Annotated in this window: 9 protein-coding genes; 5 read left to right on the top strand and 4 right to left on the bottom strand. The window is 32.5% G+C overall.

Annotated elements, in window-relative coordinates:
* The first annotated feature begins 464 nt into the window (after nt 1-464).
* Both FLAPXU55_RS14080 and FLAPXU55_RS14075 read left to right on the top strand, forming a co-directional pair.
* Nucleotides 465-1,892: a peptidylprolyl isomerase gene (locus FLAPXU55_RS14080; protein WP_053472298.1), complete on the top strand. Its 1,428-nt coding sequence runs from the start codon at nt 465-467 to the stop codon at nt 1,890-1,892.
* A 78-nt stretch (nt 1,893-1,970) separates the two neighbouring features.
* The gene (locus tag FLAPXU55_RS14075; RefSeq protein ID WP_180858494.1) at nt 1,971-2,924 is read left to right on the top strand and encodes an AAA family ATPase; all 954 of its coding nucleotides are present in this window, start codon (nt 1,971-1,973) and stop codon (nt 2,922-2,924) included.
* A 316-nt stretch (nt 2,925-3,240) separates the two neighbouring features.
* Here FLAPXU55_RS14075 and xrtN read toward each other — a convergent pair whose 3' ends face one another.
* Together xrtN and FLAPXU55_RS14065 are read right to left on the bottom strand one after the other, a co-directional pair.
* Complete coding sequence (gene xrtN / locus FLAPXU55_RS14070) at nt 3,241-4,482, bottom strand: exosortase N (RefSeq protein WP_180858492.1); 1,242 nt, start codon at nt 4,480-4,482, stop codon at nt 3,241-3,243.
* On the bottom strand, nt 4,482-6,977 hold the full coding sequence (locus FLAPXU55_RS14065; protein WP_180858490.1) for an XrtN system VIT domain-containing protein: 2,496 nt from the start codon (nt 6,975-6,977) through the stop codon (nt 4,482-4,484). Before FLAPXU55_RS14065 ends, xrtN begins: the two co-directional genes overlap by 1 nt.
* A gap of 423 nt (nt 6,978-7,400) precedes the next feature.
* Here FLAPXU55_RS14065 and FLAPXU55_RS14060 point away from each other — a divergent pair, with 423 nt between their 5' ends.
* From FLAPXU55_RS14060 to FLAPXU55_RS14050, 3 genes are all read left to right on the top strand, one after another.
* Entirely contained in the window at nt 7,401-10,172 is a 2,772-nt protein-coding gene (locus FLAPXU55_RS14060; protein WP_180858488.1) for a bifunctional aconitate hydratase 2/2-methylisocitrate dehydratase, read from the top strand.
* A gap of 121 nt (nt 10,173-10,293) precedes the next feature.
* Nucleotides 10,294-12,558 carry an aconitate hydratase gene (locus tag FLAPXU55_RS14055; RefSeq protein WP_053472293.1) on the top strand — a complete coding sequence of 755 codons (2,265 nt, stop codon included), beginning with the start codon at nt 10,294-10,296 and terminating at the stop codon, nt 12,556-12,558.
* Nucleotides 12,559-12,946: 388 nt separating this feature from the next.
* Complete coding sequence (locus tag FLAPXU55_RS14050; protein WP_180858486.1) at nt 12,947-14,329, top strand: C40 family peptidase; 1,383 nt, start codon at nt 12,947-12,949, stop codon at nt 14,327-14,329.
* Here FLAPXU55_RS14050 and FLAPXU55_RS14045 read toward each other — a convergent pair.
* Together FLAPXU55_RS14045 and FLAPXU55_RS14040 are read right to left on the bottom strand one after the other, a co-directional pair.
* Nucleotides 14,321-14,722: a response regulator gene (locus FLAPXU55_RS14045; protein WP_180858484.1), complete on the bottom strand. Its 402-nt coding sequence runs from the start codon at nt 14,720-14,722 to the stop codon at nt 14,321-14,323. The two genes, FLAPXU55_RS14050 and FLAPXU55_RS14045, sit on opposite strands and share 9 nt — an antisense overlap.
* On the bottom strand, nt 14,712-16,145 hold the full coding sequence (locus FLAPXU55_RS14040) for a sensor histidine kinase (protein WP_180858482.1): 1,434 nt from the start codon (nt 16,143-16,145) through the stop codon (nt 14,712-14,714). Before FLAPXU55_RS14040 ends, FLAPXU55_RS14045 begins: the two co-directional genes overlap by 11 nt.
* Between the last annotated feature and the right edge of the window lie 236 nt (nt 16,146-16,381).

Raw genomic sequence — 16,381 nt, 5'->3', positions numbered from 1 at the left:
ATAAAGTTTTAAATTGCTAATTTTAAGACTTCAAAAACAAGATATTCTTATTTTTTACTGCCATAAATTATTAATAACGCACCTAAAGTAAGAGTTTTTTGATTCGATTTGTTTTTGTAGGAAAATAGTTTTACAACGAAAACGTTGTAGTGTTTAAAACTTTTTTTTAGAGGCTTGAAAATCAATTAGAAATGTTTTGACTCTTTTGGAGTTAACAGCTTTTTGAAAAAGAAAAAGATTGAAGAATTAAACTTCTTATCGTGAATTTAAATACGATCCACATAATTTTTTGTTAATACTATGGCTGATAGTTGTATTATGTAATTGAATTGTTATTTTTGTTCGTTTTATAAAAGAAAACAGAAGTTCATTATTTAGTTTTTCAGAATCGTTTTTGAAAATAAATAATAGCCAGTTAAATTTTAGAATACAGATCTTTACATCCAAAAATTAAATTTAAAATAATGTCATTAAAAAAATTGCAACTAAAAACAATTGATTATAAGGTAGTCTTAACAATGTGTTTTTTATTTTTTTTCAACTCAATAATTTCAGCACAGGAAATTATTAAGGATGTTGTAGCCGAAAAACCGGTAGAAACGGTACACGGAAAACAAAAAATTGACGGTATCATTGCTACGGTTGGAGATTATATTGTTTTAGATTCTGACATTGATAAAGGTTATTTAGAGATTGCAAGCCAGGGTGGCAATACTAAAGATATTACAAGATGCCAAATGCTTGGTAAACTTTTAGAAGATAAATTATACGCGCACCAGGCCATTCAGGATAGTATTATTGTAAGTGATGCTGAAGTTAGAGGAATGATGGAAGAGCGTTTGAATTATATGATTCAACAAGTTGGAGATATCAATAAAGTAGTTGAATACTATAAAAAAAGCTCTGTAGAAGAATTTAAAACCTATTTTGCTGACATCTTAAAAGAGCAAAAATTAGCCTCAGAAATGAGAGATAAAATTGTGAAAGATGTAGAGATTACTCCAGAGGAAGTTCGTAATTTCTTTAAAAAAATACCTAAAGATGAATTGCCGACTTTTGGAGCTGAAATGGAAGTAGCGCAGATTGTTACTGAACCTAAAGTTTCTAATGAAGATAAACAAAAAGTAAAAGATAGATTAAACGCTATTCGACAAGATGTTTTAGAAGGTTCAAGTTTTGCTACAAAAGCAGTTTTGTACTCTCAGGATCCGGGATCTGCGCCAAATGGAGGTTATTATAAAATGACACGTAAAACGCCTTTCGTAAAAGAATTTAAAGACGTAGCATTTAGTTTGCAGGAAGGTGAAATTTCGCAGCCATTTGAAACTACTTTTGGTTTCCATATTATAATGGTTGACAAAATAAAAGGACAGGAAGTTGAATTAAGACATATTTTAATTGCTCCTGTAGTTTCTGAAAGTGCTTTGAAAGAAGCTAAAGAAAGAGCGGCAAATATTAGAGAGAAAATCGTAAGCAAGCAAATTACTTTTGCAGAGGCTGCAAGAACAGAATCTGACGAAAAAGAAACCAGAGCAAATGGAGGAACTTTAATAAACCCAAATACTCAGGATACTCGTTTTGAATTAACTAAAATGGATCCAACTTTATACGGACAGGTTTCAAATTTAAAAGATGATGAAGTTTCTCAGCCACTTTTAAATACAGATGATAAAGGTAAAAAAACGTATAAACTGATTACTGTTACCAACAGAATCGACGAACATACTGCTGACTACGCTAAGGATTACACGAAAATTAAAGAATTAGCATTAAAAGAAAAACAAATCAACGCAATTGCAAAATGGTTTGATACTAAAATTAAAGATACTTACATCAAAATTATTGGAGAGTACAGAGATTGTACGTTTGCTAATAACTGGTTGAAAAAATAATTTTTATTAAATAAAGAAAAAGAGTTAGTTTTATGAATTCATTCAACTAACTCTTTTTAATTTAAAATACATTCATAAATGTCTGACGTAACAGCAATTCATAACTTAGTTCAGAAACGCAACGAATTAAAAAACGAAATAGCAAAAATCATTGTAGGGCAGGATGCCGTTGTTGACCAAATTTTACTTTGTATATTTTCTGGAGGACACGCTCTTTTAATAGGAGTTCCTGGTTTGGCAAAAACTTTAATGATTAATACTTTATCTCAAGCTTTAGGTTTAGATTTTAAAAGAATTCAGTTCACACCGGATTTAATGCCTTCGGATATTTTAGGAAGTGAAATTTTAGATGAAAACAGACATTTTAAATTCATAAAAGGGCCAATTTTTTCTAATATCATTTTGGCTGACGAGATCAACAGAACGCCGCCAAAAACGCAGGCAGCTTTATTGGAAGCAATGCAGGAACGTTCGGTTACAATTGCAGGACAAAACTATAAATTAGATTTACCTTATTTTGTACTGGCAACACAAAACCCAATTGAGCAGGAAGGAACTTATCCTTTGCCGGAAGCACAATTAGACCGTTTTATGTTTGCGATTAAATTAGAATATCCAACTTTTGAAGAAGAAGTAAAAGTTGTAAAACAAACTACATCTGATAATAAAGTAGAAATAAACCCATTATTTACAGCGCAGGAAATTATCGATTTCCAGCATTTAATCAGAAGGATTCCTGTTGCCGATAATGTTATTGAATATGCGGTAACTCTGGTAAGTAAAACACGTCCTGATAATGCTTTGTCAAATGATTTTGTAAAGAATTATCTGGATTGGGGAGCAGGGCCGAGAGCTTCGCAAAACTTGATTTTAGCAGCAAAAGCCCACGCAGCTTTCAATGGTAAATTTTCGCCGGATATTGAAGATGTAAAAGCCGTGGCAACCGGAATTTTACGCCACAGAATTATTAAAAACTACAAAGCAGACGCTGAAGGAATAACGGAAGAAGTTATTATTAAAAAGCTGATGTAAGATATATCTAAAAAAAAGGCTGTTTCAAAAGTTGAGACAGCCTTTTTTTATTTTACATATTTCCTTGTTCTGTAGGAACATTTCATTGGTAGAAAATTATATTGGCATAATGGATTACGTTCCGTAGGAACGTTTGATTGACATTGTTTTTTAATAATCAGACCTATCAAGCGTTCCTACGGAACGCAAATGTGTATGATCTTTATTTTTTTCTACCTACGAAACATTCCTACGGAATGATAATAGGATATCAAAAAGTGGACAATAAGTCGCTAAAAACTAATAAAATTATTAAAAGTAAAAGAATTGCTTTTTTTTAGTTCAATTCTTTAATACTCGTTTCATTTATCAAACGTACCGTTTTGTTGTGAAAAAGTTTTAGCAGTAAAACTTCGGTAAGCGACGTATATTTTTTATTGTCATATTCGTACCACCAATAAGAGAAATATCTAATATTATTCTTTTCTAATTTTGTGAGCCATATTTTTTCATTGCTTCTTATTATTTCTTTAGACTCAATGATTTTATATCCATTTCCTGTCCAGCAAATTAAAGGTTTGTGAATTGGTGTTTTTATATAAATTAAAGTTTCTGGGGCTGCAATTTTAAAAACTTCATTATTGACCCAAACCCCTTTTTTAATATTATAATTAGGACTGAGATTTTCTAACAGCGAATAATTTTGTTCCTTTTTAAGTTCTAAACTAGTAATAAACAATATTCCGGTCGCAATTATCATTGGCAAAAGTTTTGGCAAAAATGAATTGCTGGTTATGCTTTCTTTTTTAGGATGAAAAAAACGAATTAGAAATAAAAGAGGAACAATTTGATAAAATACAAAACACATAATTCCAATAGTGTGATGCAGTATATTTTCTTCGGTACAATTGAATAAAACTAAAGTGATAATTCTGAAATAATTGGAGATAATATTCAGAACTACTATTATACAGCAAAAAACTAAAATTTGCAGTATGTTGAAATACTTTTGGTTTTTACGTTCTTCCAGAGTCAATAAAAAAGCTCCGAATAACAATCCCGTTTTAAACATCGATAAACCCATACAAGCGGTATCGATAGAAATTTTTGCATTATTGATATAGAAATTAACGCCTTCAATTTTAGTTATTGGAATGAAATTTTTTAATGTTAAATACACTCCGTAACAAAGCGCCTGTTTTATTTCGACAGTTAAATAATTGAATAACTGATCAAAAATTGACGAAAACAAAAAGAGACAGATAAAAGCAATAAAAGAAAATTTTTGGGTAAAGCTGTAATAAACAAAACATCCAAATAACAAAAGAGCATGAAAATGCAATGACTTTGTATGCAGTCTGAAGCTTATAAATTCTAATAAAAAAATTAATCCAAGCAGCGGATAACTTATTCTTAAAGTAGTTTTTCTTCCTGCATAAAGAAATAGGAAAATAGAAAATATAACGCCAAAAAAATTATTGTCTAATCCTGTTGATACAATACTATAGTTTAGAACTAAGAGAATGATTATAACAAGAATAGCAATTAATTTGGCGTGTGACTGCAGTAAAACTTTCATTAAGCTTTTTGTTTTTTGTTTCTTTGATAGTAAAATAAAAGAGTAGTCAGACCAATAATAATCATTACCCATTCATGAGGTTCCGGAACCGCACCGTCATTTTTAATCGAAGCGTTGCCAAGAGTATCCACATTTTTCTCGATTCCGTTATTTTTGTAATCTGCATCCGTTTCCAAAACAATTAAAGACGAAATTGGAGTAACAATATTAGCGTCTTTTGCAAGTGTTACATATTTATTAGCACTTAAGGTATCATTTTGAATTTTAATTTGTTCCTCAAGAACTTTCCCAAAAGCATACATTCTGTAAATATGATTTGGCCCATAGTTTTTAATAGTACTGTCTTTTGGTTTTTCCTGAATCGAAATGTTTGAAGGTTCAATATTAACCACATTATCAGCAGTTTTATACTTAATGAAATAATTTCCTTCCAGCATTTTTAAGCTATTTCTGAAATTTGTCTGATAAAAATCTACATATTTTTGCTCTTTTACGGTCTGCCAAAACGGATTAATATCTCCGGAAATATTAATAACTTTCAGGTTTTGTGATTTAGTCTGACTTCGAATCTTTTTTAAATATTCAGATTCCTTAAGTTCTTCAAAATTTGCAGAAAAATTTCCGGATTTGGTTATAATCAAACTATTATGTTTGATTGTATATAAGGGTAATAAAGAATAATGCAAGTATTTGAAATCTAGAAAAACAGTTTCGAAGTTTTCTTTGTTTATTTCTTTTTTCTCCTTGTCATCATACACATAAAATTCTTTTCCTTTTACGTTTACAAATGATTCTATTTCGTTTAAAGTCCAGCTGCTGTTCAAATCTAAAATAACTTCTGAAGCATTAAAAGGAATATTTACTTTTTGACTCTCTTTTACCTCATATATTTTGTCCTTCCATGCAAAAGAATTTAACTTCGATATTTTGCTCAAAGGTATTATTGCCTCCCAATCATCAAGACCTTTTGATTTATTGATATAGAAATTATTTTGCAGTTTAAAATTCTTACTTGTCTCTACATCACTTTTTCCTGTCATCTGGATTCTTGAAATTGTAGAAGCATTTGAAATATTTGGGCCTTTAATAGAAAGGCTTTCGTATTTCAATTTATTATCTTCAACTTTTAAAGGAGTAGTGAAGCCGCATTTAAAAGTTCTTGATGTTTTATAGTTTACAGGAAAAACCCTCACAACAACTTTGTTTCCTTCTCGCCATTGCATTAAAGATGGATCGCGACTTTCTGCACCAACAATTTGTTTGTATGCTTTTTCAGCTTTCTCTTTTGTCGTTAAAACTCCTTTTCTTTCAATACCGTTTACCCATAATGAAAGTGAAGTTGCAACAGAACCTTCAGGAAGCTGGAAAGAATAAATAGCTTCCTGATCTCTCCATGTATCTTTTTTACAGGCAATATTCATGGTGATTTCTGTATAAGCAAGCCTGCTGTCTGGATATAATTTTACATCTTCTTTGATGTCTTTGGTAATCAAATCTTCACCACTCCACAAATGTTCTTCGGTTTCTAATCGTTTGTCAAAATTAGATTTAAGAATATTAATTCGGTCGTCTTGGCTCAGATTAAGATCTTCACAGAAAATGTAAGCTATTGTAATAAAAGGATTGTGGACTTTTCTTTCGTTAAATTGTTCAATTCCAAAAGAACCAAGATCATAATCAAAGTACTTTTCAGGGCCAGTATAAACGATGTCTTTTTTGAGTAAAATTTCATTAAAAAAGTTAGGCTCAAGACTTTGTGATATTTTAATATAATTAGGTAAATCTTCATTTGAAGTAAAGGAACTGATGGGACGTCTAACATTAATAAGCCTGCTTTCTCTGTCAAGAATTAAAACAAAAGAAAATAAGAGAACTAAAATAAATCCAAAACCTGCGATGAATGAAATCAAATGTTTTCTGTTTTCCTGAAAATAACGAGCTATAGTTGCTATGTGAATAATGCAAACTAGTAAAGGGACTAATGCATAAAAACCAATTCCTAATAATAAAATTCCGACGAAGGCAAAAGGTGTAAGGGGTAATAGAAAGAATGTGAAATACAATATTAAACTATAAGATAATCCATTTATAAAAAAGACAAAAAGAGTAAAATTATTTTCTTGTGGTTTTTGGTAAATGAAAAAATTACTAATAAAAAAGAGTAAAGAGATAAGGTAAACCCAGAACGGAAGATCTTCAAATATTGGAACAAAAGTATTTAGGCAAAAACATCCAATAAACCAGTTAAGTATAAGAAAAGGAGTTAAATGAAGATATTTTTCCCTTTTTTTAAGAATAAGAAATGTAACGGTAACTCCGTAAATAAACTCCATTATTAATGTAAGAGTGCCTAATGCTCCAGCACCGAAAAATTTAGTGTTTTCATTTAATAATAAAATCAATAAAAAAAAGCCGCTGAATAAACTGGTAAAGACACTAAAGCCAACACCAATTTGATTAATGTAATCGTTCGCATTTTCTAATTTGTATTTCATAGTTTTGTGTTTTTGAAAGAACTTTGAATTGCAAAGTTAAAAGAAAAATTGAATTACAAATATTTTAGGTGCTTTTTTTTAATGTGAAATTTGATAAAACTTTAACTAGGGAAAAAGACTAAAAACAGACGTCAAAAATCGCAACTATAACGTTATAATTATTTATTTAGAACTATTCTTTGCGAAAATAGAGGTAAAATCTCACTTACTTTATAACACCTAATTTCGACTTTGTTAAAGAAAAGATTTTAAAATATCAATAATTCATTTTTTTAATACAAAATTGATATTTTGACAAAAACAAGCAGTGAAAATCGTTTTTTAACAATAATAATTTTTGAAAAGGCGACTTCTATTATATTATTTTTAATTATCCGCATTAATGATTAAATTTGCGAACAAAAAAATAAATCTGCCTTAATTATGAATATTTATAAGGATTATATCCAAGAGATTGAAGAACGTAAAAATCAGGGACTTCACCCAAAACCAATCGATAGCGCTGAATTATTAAGCGAAATTATTGCACAAATTAAAGATTTAGATAACGAGTACAGAGAAGATTCTCTTAAATTTTTTATTTACAATACTTTACCGGGGACAACAAGTGCTGCTGGTGAAAAAGCCAAGTTTTTAAAAGAAATTATTCTGGGGCAAGCTGTAGTTAAAGAAATTACACCAGCCTTTGCTTTTGAATTATTATCACATATGAAAGGCGGACCTTCTATAGAAGTTTTGCTGGATTTAGCTTTAGGAAATGATGTTGCTATTGCAAAAGAAGCGGCTAAAGTTCTTAAAACACAAGTTTTCCTTTATGAAGCAGATACAGACCGTTTAATAGAGGCATTCAAAAATAATAATGCAGTTGCAAAAGAAATCCTTGAAAGTTATGCACAGGCTGAGTTTTTTACAAAACTTCCAGAAGTAGCTGACGAAATTAAAGTGGTTACTTTTATTGCTGGTGAAGGTGATATCTCAACAGATTTACTTTCTCCTGGTAATCAGGCGCACTCGCGTTCAGATCGTGAACTTCACGGTCAATGTATGATTACGCCTCAGGCACAGCAAGAAATTAAAGCTTTACAAGCACAACATCCTGATAAAAGTGTAATGTTGATCGCTGAAAAAGGAACAATGGGAGTAGGATCTTCTAGAATGTCAGGTGTAAATAACGTGGCACTTTGGACAGGAAAACAAGCAAGCCCATATATCCCATTCGTTAATATCGCTCCAATTGTTGGTGGAACAAACGGAATTTCTCCAATTTTCCTAACAACTGTTGACGTTACTGGTGGTATTGGTTTAGACCTTAAAAACTGGGTTAAAAAGGTTGATGCTAATGGTAACGTTTTACGTAATGAAAATGACGAACCAATTTTAGAGCAAACCTATTCTGTTGAAACAGGTACAGTTTTAACAATCAATATTAAAGAGAAAAAACTTTATAATGGCGATAAGGAATTAATTGATATTTCTAAGGCATTTACGCCTCAAAAAATGGAATTCATTAAAGCTGGTGGTTCATACGCTATCGTGTTTGGTAAAAAACTTCAAACATTAGCAGCAAAAATTTTAGATGTTGAAGCGCCTCTTGTTTTTGCTCCATCAAAAGAAATTTCTATTGAAGGACAAGGGCTTACAGCTGTAGAAAAAATCTTTAACAGAAACGCTGTTGGTGTACCTGCAGGTAAAGTATTACACGCTGGTTCTGACGTTCGTGTAGAAGTTAACATTGTAGGTTCGCAAGATACTACAGGTCTTATGACTGCTCAGGAATTAGAATCTATGGCTGCTACCGTAATTTCACCAATCGTTGATGGTGCATACCAATCAGGTTGTCACACTGCTTCGGTTTGGGATAAAAAAGCGCAGGCAAACATTCCAAAATTGATGAAATTCATGAACGATTTTGGTTTGATCACAGCTCGTGACCCAAAAGGTGTTTACCATGCAATGACAGACGTTATCCATAAAGTACTTAACGATATTACTATTGACGAGTGGGCTATCATTATTGGTGGTGATTCTCATACAAGAATGTCAAAAGGTGTTGCTTTTGGTGCTGACTCTGGAACTGTTGCTCTTGCTCTTGCTACTGGAGAGGCTTCAATGCCAATTCCAGAATCTGTAAAAGTGACATTCAAAGGAGATATGAAAGGTTACATGGATTTCCGTGATGTGGTTCATGCTACGCAAGCGCAAATGCTTCACCAATTTGGTGGAGAGAATGTTTTCCAAGGTAGAATTATTGAAGTTCACATTGGAACGCTTACTGCGGATCAGGCATTTACATTTACAGACTGGACTGCAGAAATGAAAGCAAAAGCTTCTATCTGTATTTCTGAAGATGATACTTTAATCGAATCATTGGAAATTGCAAAAGGCAGAATCCAGATCATGATCGATAAAGGAATGGATAATGAAAAACACGTTCTTCAAGGGTTAATTAACAAAGCAGATAAGAGAATCTCAGAAATTAAATCAGCAGAGAAACCAGCTTTAACTCCAGATGCAAATGCTAAATATTATGCTGAAGTTGTAGTTGATTTAGATCAAATTTCTGAGCCAATGATTGCCGATCCAGATGTAAACAACGTTGACGTTTCTAAAAGATATACTCACGATACTATCAGGCCTCTTTCTTTTTACGGAGGAGTAAAAAAAGTAGATCTAGGATTTATTGGATCTTGTATGGTTCACAAAGGAGATATGAAAATCCTTGCTCAAATGTTGAAAAACGTAGAAGCACAAAATGGTAAAGTTGAATTCAATGCTCCACTAGTTGTTGCGCCGCCTACCTATAATATCGTAGATGAGCTTAAAGCAGAAGGTGATTGGGAAGTTTTACAAAAATATTCAGGTTTCGAATTTGACGATAATGCTCCAAAAGGTGCAGCACGTACAGAATATGAAAACATGTTATATTTAGAGCGTCCGGGATGTAACCTTTGTATGGGTAACCAGGAAAAAGCCGCAAAAGGTGATACAGTAATGGCAACTTCAACTCGTCTTTTCCAAGGAAGAGTAGTAGAAGATGCTGATGGTAAAAAAGGAGAGTCATTACTTTCTTCAACTCCGGTTGTAGTTTTATCTACAATTTTGGGTAGAACTCCAACATTAGCTGAATATACAACGGCTGTAGACGGTATCAACTTAACTAAATTTGCGCCTTCAAATAAATCGTTAGTAATGTAATCTTACGATTATTAATATTTTAAAAGCCCGAGTGATAAACTCGGGCTTTTTCTTTTCTGGGACTTCTATTTTTTGTAACTTGTCATGTTCAAAATATAAAAAACAAAAACAATTATAACTTATGGCTTTTGATATTGAAATGATTAAAAAAGTGTATGAGAACATGCCGGGTCGTGTTGACAAAGCACGCGAGATTGTTGGTCGTCCACTTACTTTAACGGAGAAAATTTTATACAATCACCTTTGGGATGGAGATCCAACAAAGGCATTTGGAAGAGGAGTTGATTATGTTGATTTTGCACCAGATCGTGTAGCATGTCAGGATGCAACGGCTCAAATGGCATTATTGCAATTTATGCACGCCGGAAAATCTAAAGTGGCTGTACCTACAACGGTTCACTGCGATCACTTGATTCAGGCAAAAGTAGACGCTGCAACCGATTTGGCCAGAGCAAAAACACAAAGTAACGAAGTTTTCGATTTCTTATCGTCGGTTTCTAATAAATACGGAATTGGTTTCTGGAAACCGGGAGCCGGAATTATTCACCAAGTAGTACTTGAAAACTACGCTTTCCCTGGAGGAATGATGATTGGTACCGATTCTCACACTGTAAATGCAGGTGGTTTAGGAATGGTTGCCATTGGTGTTGGTGGGGCTGATGCCGTAGACGTTATGTCGGGTATGGCTTGGGAACTTAAATTCCCTAAATTAATTGGAGTAAAATTAACTGGTAAATTATCAGGATGGACAGCTCCAAAAGATGTTATCCTTAAAGTTGCCGGTATTCTTACTGTAAAAGGAGGAACAGGTGCAATCGTTGAATATTTTGGAGAAGGTGCAACTTCTATGTCATGTACTGGTAAAGGAACTATTTGTAATATGGGAGCAGAAATTGGAGCTACAACTTCAACTTTTGGTTATGATGATTCTATGAGTCGTTACCTGCGTTCTACAAACAGAGCTGATGTTGCTGAGGCTGCAGATAAAGTGGCTTCTTACTTAACAGGAGATCCAGAAGTTTATGCAAACCCGGAAAAATATTTTGATCAGGTTATCGAAATCAATTTATCTCAATTAGAGCCACACTTAAACGGTCCTTTTACGCCAGATTTAGCTACTCCAATTTCTAAAATGAAAGAAGAAGCAATCAAAAATAACTGGCCGTTACAAATTCAGGTTGGTTTAATTGGTTCTTGTACAAACTCCTCTTACGAAGATATTTCTCGTGCAGCATCTTTAGCAAGACAAGTTGCAGATAAAAACTTAAAAACAAAAGCCGAGTTTACCATTACTCCGGGTTCTGAAGTAGTTCGTTCAACTATCGAAAGAGACGGATTTATTGATACATTCCATAAAATTGGAGCAACTGTTTTTGCCAATGCCTGCGGACCATGTATTGGTATGTGGGATAGAGAAGGGGCAGAAAAAGAAGAAAGAAATACAATCGTTCACTCTTTCAATCGTAACTTCTCAAAACGTGCAGACGGTAACCCTAATACATTAGCTTTTGTTGGTTCTCCAGAATTAGTAACTGCAATGGCAATCGCTGGTGATTTAGGATTTAATCCATTAACAGATACATTAATCAACGAAGACGGCGAAGAAGTAATGCTTGACGCTCCAACAGGAGATGAACTTCCTTCTAAAGGTTTCTATGCCGAAGACCCAGGTTTTCAGGCTCCGGCAGCAGATGGTTCAGGTGTTCAGGTTGTAGTAAATCCTGCTTCAGAGCGTTTACAATTATTAGCTCCGTTTGATGCTTGGGATGGAAAAAACATTACAGGCGCTAAATTGTTAATCAAAGCTTTCGGAAAATGTACAACAGATCATATTTCTATGGCTGGACCATGGTTGCGTTTCCGCGGACACTTAGATAATATTTCTAACAATATGTTGATTGGAGCTGTAAATGCTTATAACCAAAAAACAAACTCTGTTAAAAATCAATTAACGGGAGAATACGATGCTGTTCCTGCTGTTGCACGTGCGTACAAAGCAGCTGGAGTTCCGTCTATCGTTGTGGGAGATCATAATTATGGTGAAGGTTCATCTCGTGAGCATGCGGCTATGGAACCTCGTTTCTTAGGTGTTAAAGCAGTATTAGTGAAATCTTTTGCTCGTATCCATGAAACAAACCTTAAAAAACAAGGTCTTTTAGGATTAACTTTTGCAAACGAAGCAGATTACGATAAAATTCAGGAAAATGATACAATCAATTTTACTGATTTAACTGAGTTCGCTCCGGGAAAACCATTAACATTAGAATTTGTTCATGCAGATGGTACAAAAGATATAATCTTAGCAAACCATACTTACAACGCCGGACAAATTGGATGGTTCGTTGCAGGTTCTGCATTAAACTTAATCGCAGCTGGAAAAGCTTAATCTTTAAGATTTATTATATACCAAAAACGCTCTGTGAAAACAGGGCGTTTTTTATTAGGAGCTAATCGAGCTGTCCGCTATATCTTTTTATTTTTAAAGAAAAAATAAAAAGGATACCGCTTCCATCTGGGCTAGGGCATCAGGTTTCAAAATGAAAATTATATTAAAAATTACAATTAAGAAGAAAAAATGTAATTGTCAGATAGACTAGAAGTTAAGGTTAAAGCTGAGTTTTTCTTGTTAATTTGAAGTAAATTAATTGTTAAAAAAAATGGTTTTTGTGCTTGAATGAGTTAAATTCGCCTTTTTAGGTAATATATTCGCGCCTTTTAAGTTTAAAATATTATCTAAACTTAAAAAAAGGAGTAATAAACTTTAATAGGTAAATATGGTTTTTAGATTAATTATAGTATTGTTTTTTTTTAGTGTTGGAGCTTTTTCTCAGGAAAAATTTACCAAACATAAAATCTCAAAAGGAGAAAACCTTACTGTAATTGCTAAAAAATACGGATTAAAGGCTAAAGATATTAAAGAAGCAAATCCAGATGCACCTAAAGTTTTAAAACTCAATTCGATTTTATTAATTCCGAATAAAAACGTCAAATCTTCACAAAATACTCCCCAAACAATTGCCAATAATACTCCTGGTTCACATGAGGTTTTACAAAAAGAAACACTTTGGGGAATCGCTAAAAAATACAATGTTTCTGTTGATGAATTGAAAAAAGCAAATCCAACGTTAGAAACAGAAGGTTTAAAAATAGGACAGCAGCTTAATATTCCGTCAAAAGCTCAGGCAGTTTCAGAAAATACAGTTAAAATCAATGAAGCAAAGCCAGAAATTATTCCGGCAGCAGACGGAGAAATTGTAGTTGAAGTGCAGCCCAAAGAAACAAAATTTTCAATAGCCAAGAAATACGGAATAACGGTTGAAGAATTAGAACGCCAAAACCCTTTTATTAAAGGGAATTTAGGAGTGGGTTACATGTTGAAAATTCGTCCTTCTGGAGGAAAAACAGATCAAAATATAAAAGATACTCCTGTTGTCTCTCAAACTCAGACTGCTGAAAAACCTGAAAGTACTCCGGTAACAGATGTTGATATTTTCGTTGAGGTACAGCCAAAAGAAACAAAATACGCAATAGCAAAAAAATACGGAATAACGGTAAAAGAATTAGAACGTCAAAATCCGTTTATTAAAGGAAAACTTCCAGTTGGATACGTTTTAAAAATAAGGACAACCAAAGAAAAAGCAGATGCATTAAATGCAGTAAGTTCTCCAGTACCTCAATTAGAAAATCAAACTACTGCTGCGCCTGCCGCTCAAATTGCAGATAATACAGTAATAAAAAAGGACTCAACTTTTGTTTATAATGGTAATCATTCAGATTTAATTGATCAATTAATTCTAAACGCAACAGAAAATATAGGAACCCGTTATCGTTCTGGCGGAACTACCAAAGCAGGTTTTGACTGTTCTGGTTTAATGTTCTGCACCTTCGGAAATTTTGATATAAAACTGCCAAGAAGTTCCATCGAGCAATCTCGCATCGGAACAAAAGTAGCTACTACAGAAGCACAAAAAGGAGATTTAATTTTCTTTAAAACTAACGGAAGACGTCAAATTAATCACGTTGGAATGGTAGTTGAAAATGCTGATGGTGAAATCAAATTTGTTCATTCTTCGACTCATGGTGGTGTTATGATTTCTTCAACTAAAGAAGCTTATTACCAAAGAGCCTTTTCACAAATAAACCGTATTCTAGAATAAGAAATAGCTGGTAAGCTGTTTTTTTAATTCTTCAATTGGAAAGGGTTTAGTTAAAAAATCCTTCACATATATGTTATCTTTTATACGCTTAATTTCTTCCTGATCTAGAGTGGAAGACATTACGAAAATCAGAATTTCGTTTTTAATTTCTTCATTTAGTGTTTCGAAAATATCCAGAAATTCAAAGCCATTCATTATTGGCATCTGGATATCTAATAAGATAATTAAAGAGTGGCAGATTTTTTTATTTTTAATAATCCACTGCAAGCCCTCAAGGCCATTATTGGCAACAAAAACCTGATCTATATCCAGAACTTTTGTCAGCAGTTTTCTGGTAACAAGCTGATCAATTAAATTGTCTTCAATTAATAGAAATGAAGGTTTAAGCTCCATATGAAGTTGGTATTGTTACGATAAATTTGCTCCCAATATTACTTTCAGAAAATACCGAAATATTTCCTTTAATATTTTCTACTGCTTCCTTAACGATATAGAGCCCTAATCCTGAGCCTTTATTTTTGTTTGTTCCAAAATACATTTCAAAAATATAATCCTTGCAATCGTCATTAATTCCAATTCCATTATCAGATACTTCAATTTTGTTAAAACCTTCATGAATATAAGTTTTAATCGAAATAAACATTTCCTGTTTAGTATTATCAGCATACTTGATAGCGTTAGAAAGTAAATTGCTGATAATGATTTTTAAACGCAAACCGTCACTTTCAATTTGGTCTACTAATAATTCCTGTGTAAAAGTTATTTTACTGGCATTTTCAATATGCATTAATTGCGAAATAGCTTCATTAAAGATTTCCTGCAGACTTACAGGCTCCATTATAATTTGTTTCCGTTTATTTTTAGAATAGTCAATAATATCGCTGATAAATTGATCTTGTTTCGCAAGACTCTGATACATTAACCGCAGATAATCTCTTATTTGATCAATATCATCTTCGAGTTGCGTAATTTCAATCAAACCTTTTAAAGAAGTTATGGGAGATCTTAAATCATGCGATGCACTGTATACAAAACGGTCTAACTCGTTATTGGCTAAAATTAGATTTTCATTTTTGACCTCAATTTCTTTTTTTGAAACAATTAAACGTTTTACCATTATCGAATAATAAGAGCAAACGCTTAAAATGATTATTAAAGTGAAAATAATATTAGTAATGATGAGCAGGTTTTTGATTTTACGAGTTCCTTCTCCCAGTGTACTCGAAAAATTTCGCTCATTAATAGTAAGTTTGGCACTAATACTGCTTATTTGATGAAGAAATTTTATTTGATCAGCAACAGTTAAGGTGTTATGCTGGATCTTAGCATTTACCTGAGTTCCAATGATAAATAGTTTCTCGATTAAAGCATCTCCTTCTTCCCATTCATGAATAGCCTTCGCTAAAAACGGAACATTTTTAAAATTCACAAACAACCAGACAAGATCGTCTAAATCATCCTTATGATTTCGGCCAATAGTAAAACCCTGCCTTGCTACTTTATTGTCGCCGGCCTTTAAAAGCGTTTTTCTGGCAATTCCGTCGCCTTGAGGTACTTTTAGTTCTTCTAAATATAATTTATATTGATTGGGATCTTTATTATATAGATAAGTAATAAGATGGAGTGAAGCATCTTTTTGTCCTTTAGAGTAATGAGATTCTCCGTTTACATATGCCCTGTTAGCAGATAATATTTTAATCGTAAAAAAGTTGATGCAAATTAGCAATGCACATGAAATAAAAACGATCAAAATTAAAATAAAAACATTAGGCAGGCGAAAGCTCTTTAAAGATCGAATCTTGTGTATGATTTTCATATTAGTAGGTTAATATTAATATCCGGTCTAAATCAAGCTTGTATATTTCTTTCTTTACAATAGTTTTGAGGCTCACTATTTTAAAGATTAAAAATGAACAATTGTTAATAAAAATACTTAAATTTTAAGACTTATGGAGTCTTTAACCAAATTTAGTAAAAAATATGAATCTTTTTACAAGCGGTTGTTTTTTTCTTGTTAATTTTTGTATTTAATATTTAAATAATTGATAATTA

This window comes from Flavobacterium panici (assembly GCF_903819335.1).
GTDB lineage: Bacteria > Bacteroidota > Bacteroidia > Flavobacteriales > Flavobacteriaceae > Flavobacterium > Flavobacterium panici.
This window is presented reverse-complemented; position numbering and strand designations above follow the sequence as displayed.

Excerpts from the sequence above, each read along its gene's own strand:
- FLAPXU55_RS14060 (WP_180858488.1), top strand. The coding sequence starts at position 7,401 with ATGAATATTTATAAGGATTATATCCAAGAGATTGAAGAACGTAAAAAT.
- FLAPXU55_RS14045 (WP_180858484.1), bottom strand. The coding sequence starts at position 14,722 with ATGGAGCTTAAACCTTCATTTCTATTAATTGAAGACAATTTAATTGAT.
- FLAPXU55_RS14065 (WP_180858490.1), bottom strand. The coding sequence starts at position 6,977 with ATGAAATACAAATTAGAAAATGCGAACGATTACATTAATCAAATTGGT.
- FLAPXU55_RS14075 (WP_180858494.1), top strand. The coding sequence starts at position 1,971 with ATGTCTGACGTAACAGCAATTCATAACTTAGTTCAGAAACGCAACGAA.
- xrtN (WP_180858492.1), bottom strand. The coding sequence starts at position 4,482 with ATGAAAGTTTTACTGCAGTCACACGCCAAATTAATTGCTATTCTTGTT.
- FLAPXU55_RS14050 (WP_180858486.1), top strand. The coding sequence starts at position 12,947 with ATGGTTTTTAGATTAATTATAGTATTGTTTTTTTTTAGTGTTGGAGCT.
- FLAPXU55_RS14055 (WP_053472293.1), top strand. The coding sequence starts at position 10,294 with ATGGCTTTTGATATTGAAATGATTAAAAAAGTGTATGAGAACATGCCG.
- FLAPXU55_RS14080 (WP_053472298.1), top strand. The coding sequence starts at position 465 with ATGTCATTAAAAAAATTGCAACTAAAAACAATTGATTATAAGGTAGTC.
- FLAPXU55_RS14040 (WP_180858482.1), bottom strand. The coding sequence starts at position 16,145 with ATGAAAATCATACACAAGATTCGATCTTTAAAGAGCTTTCGCCTGCCT.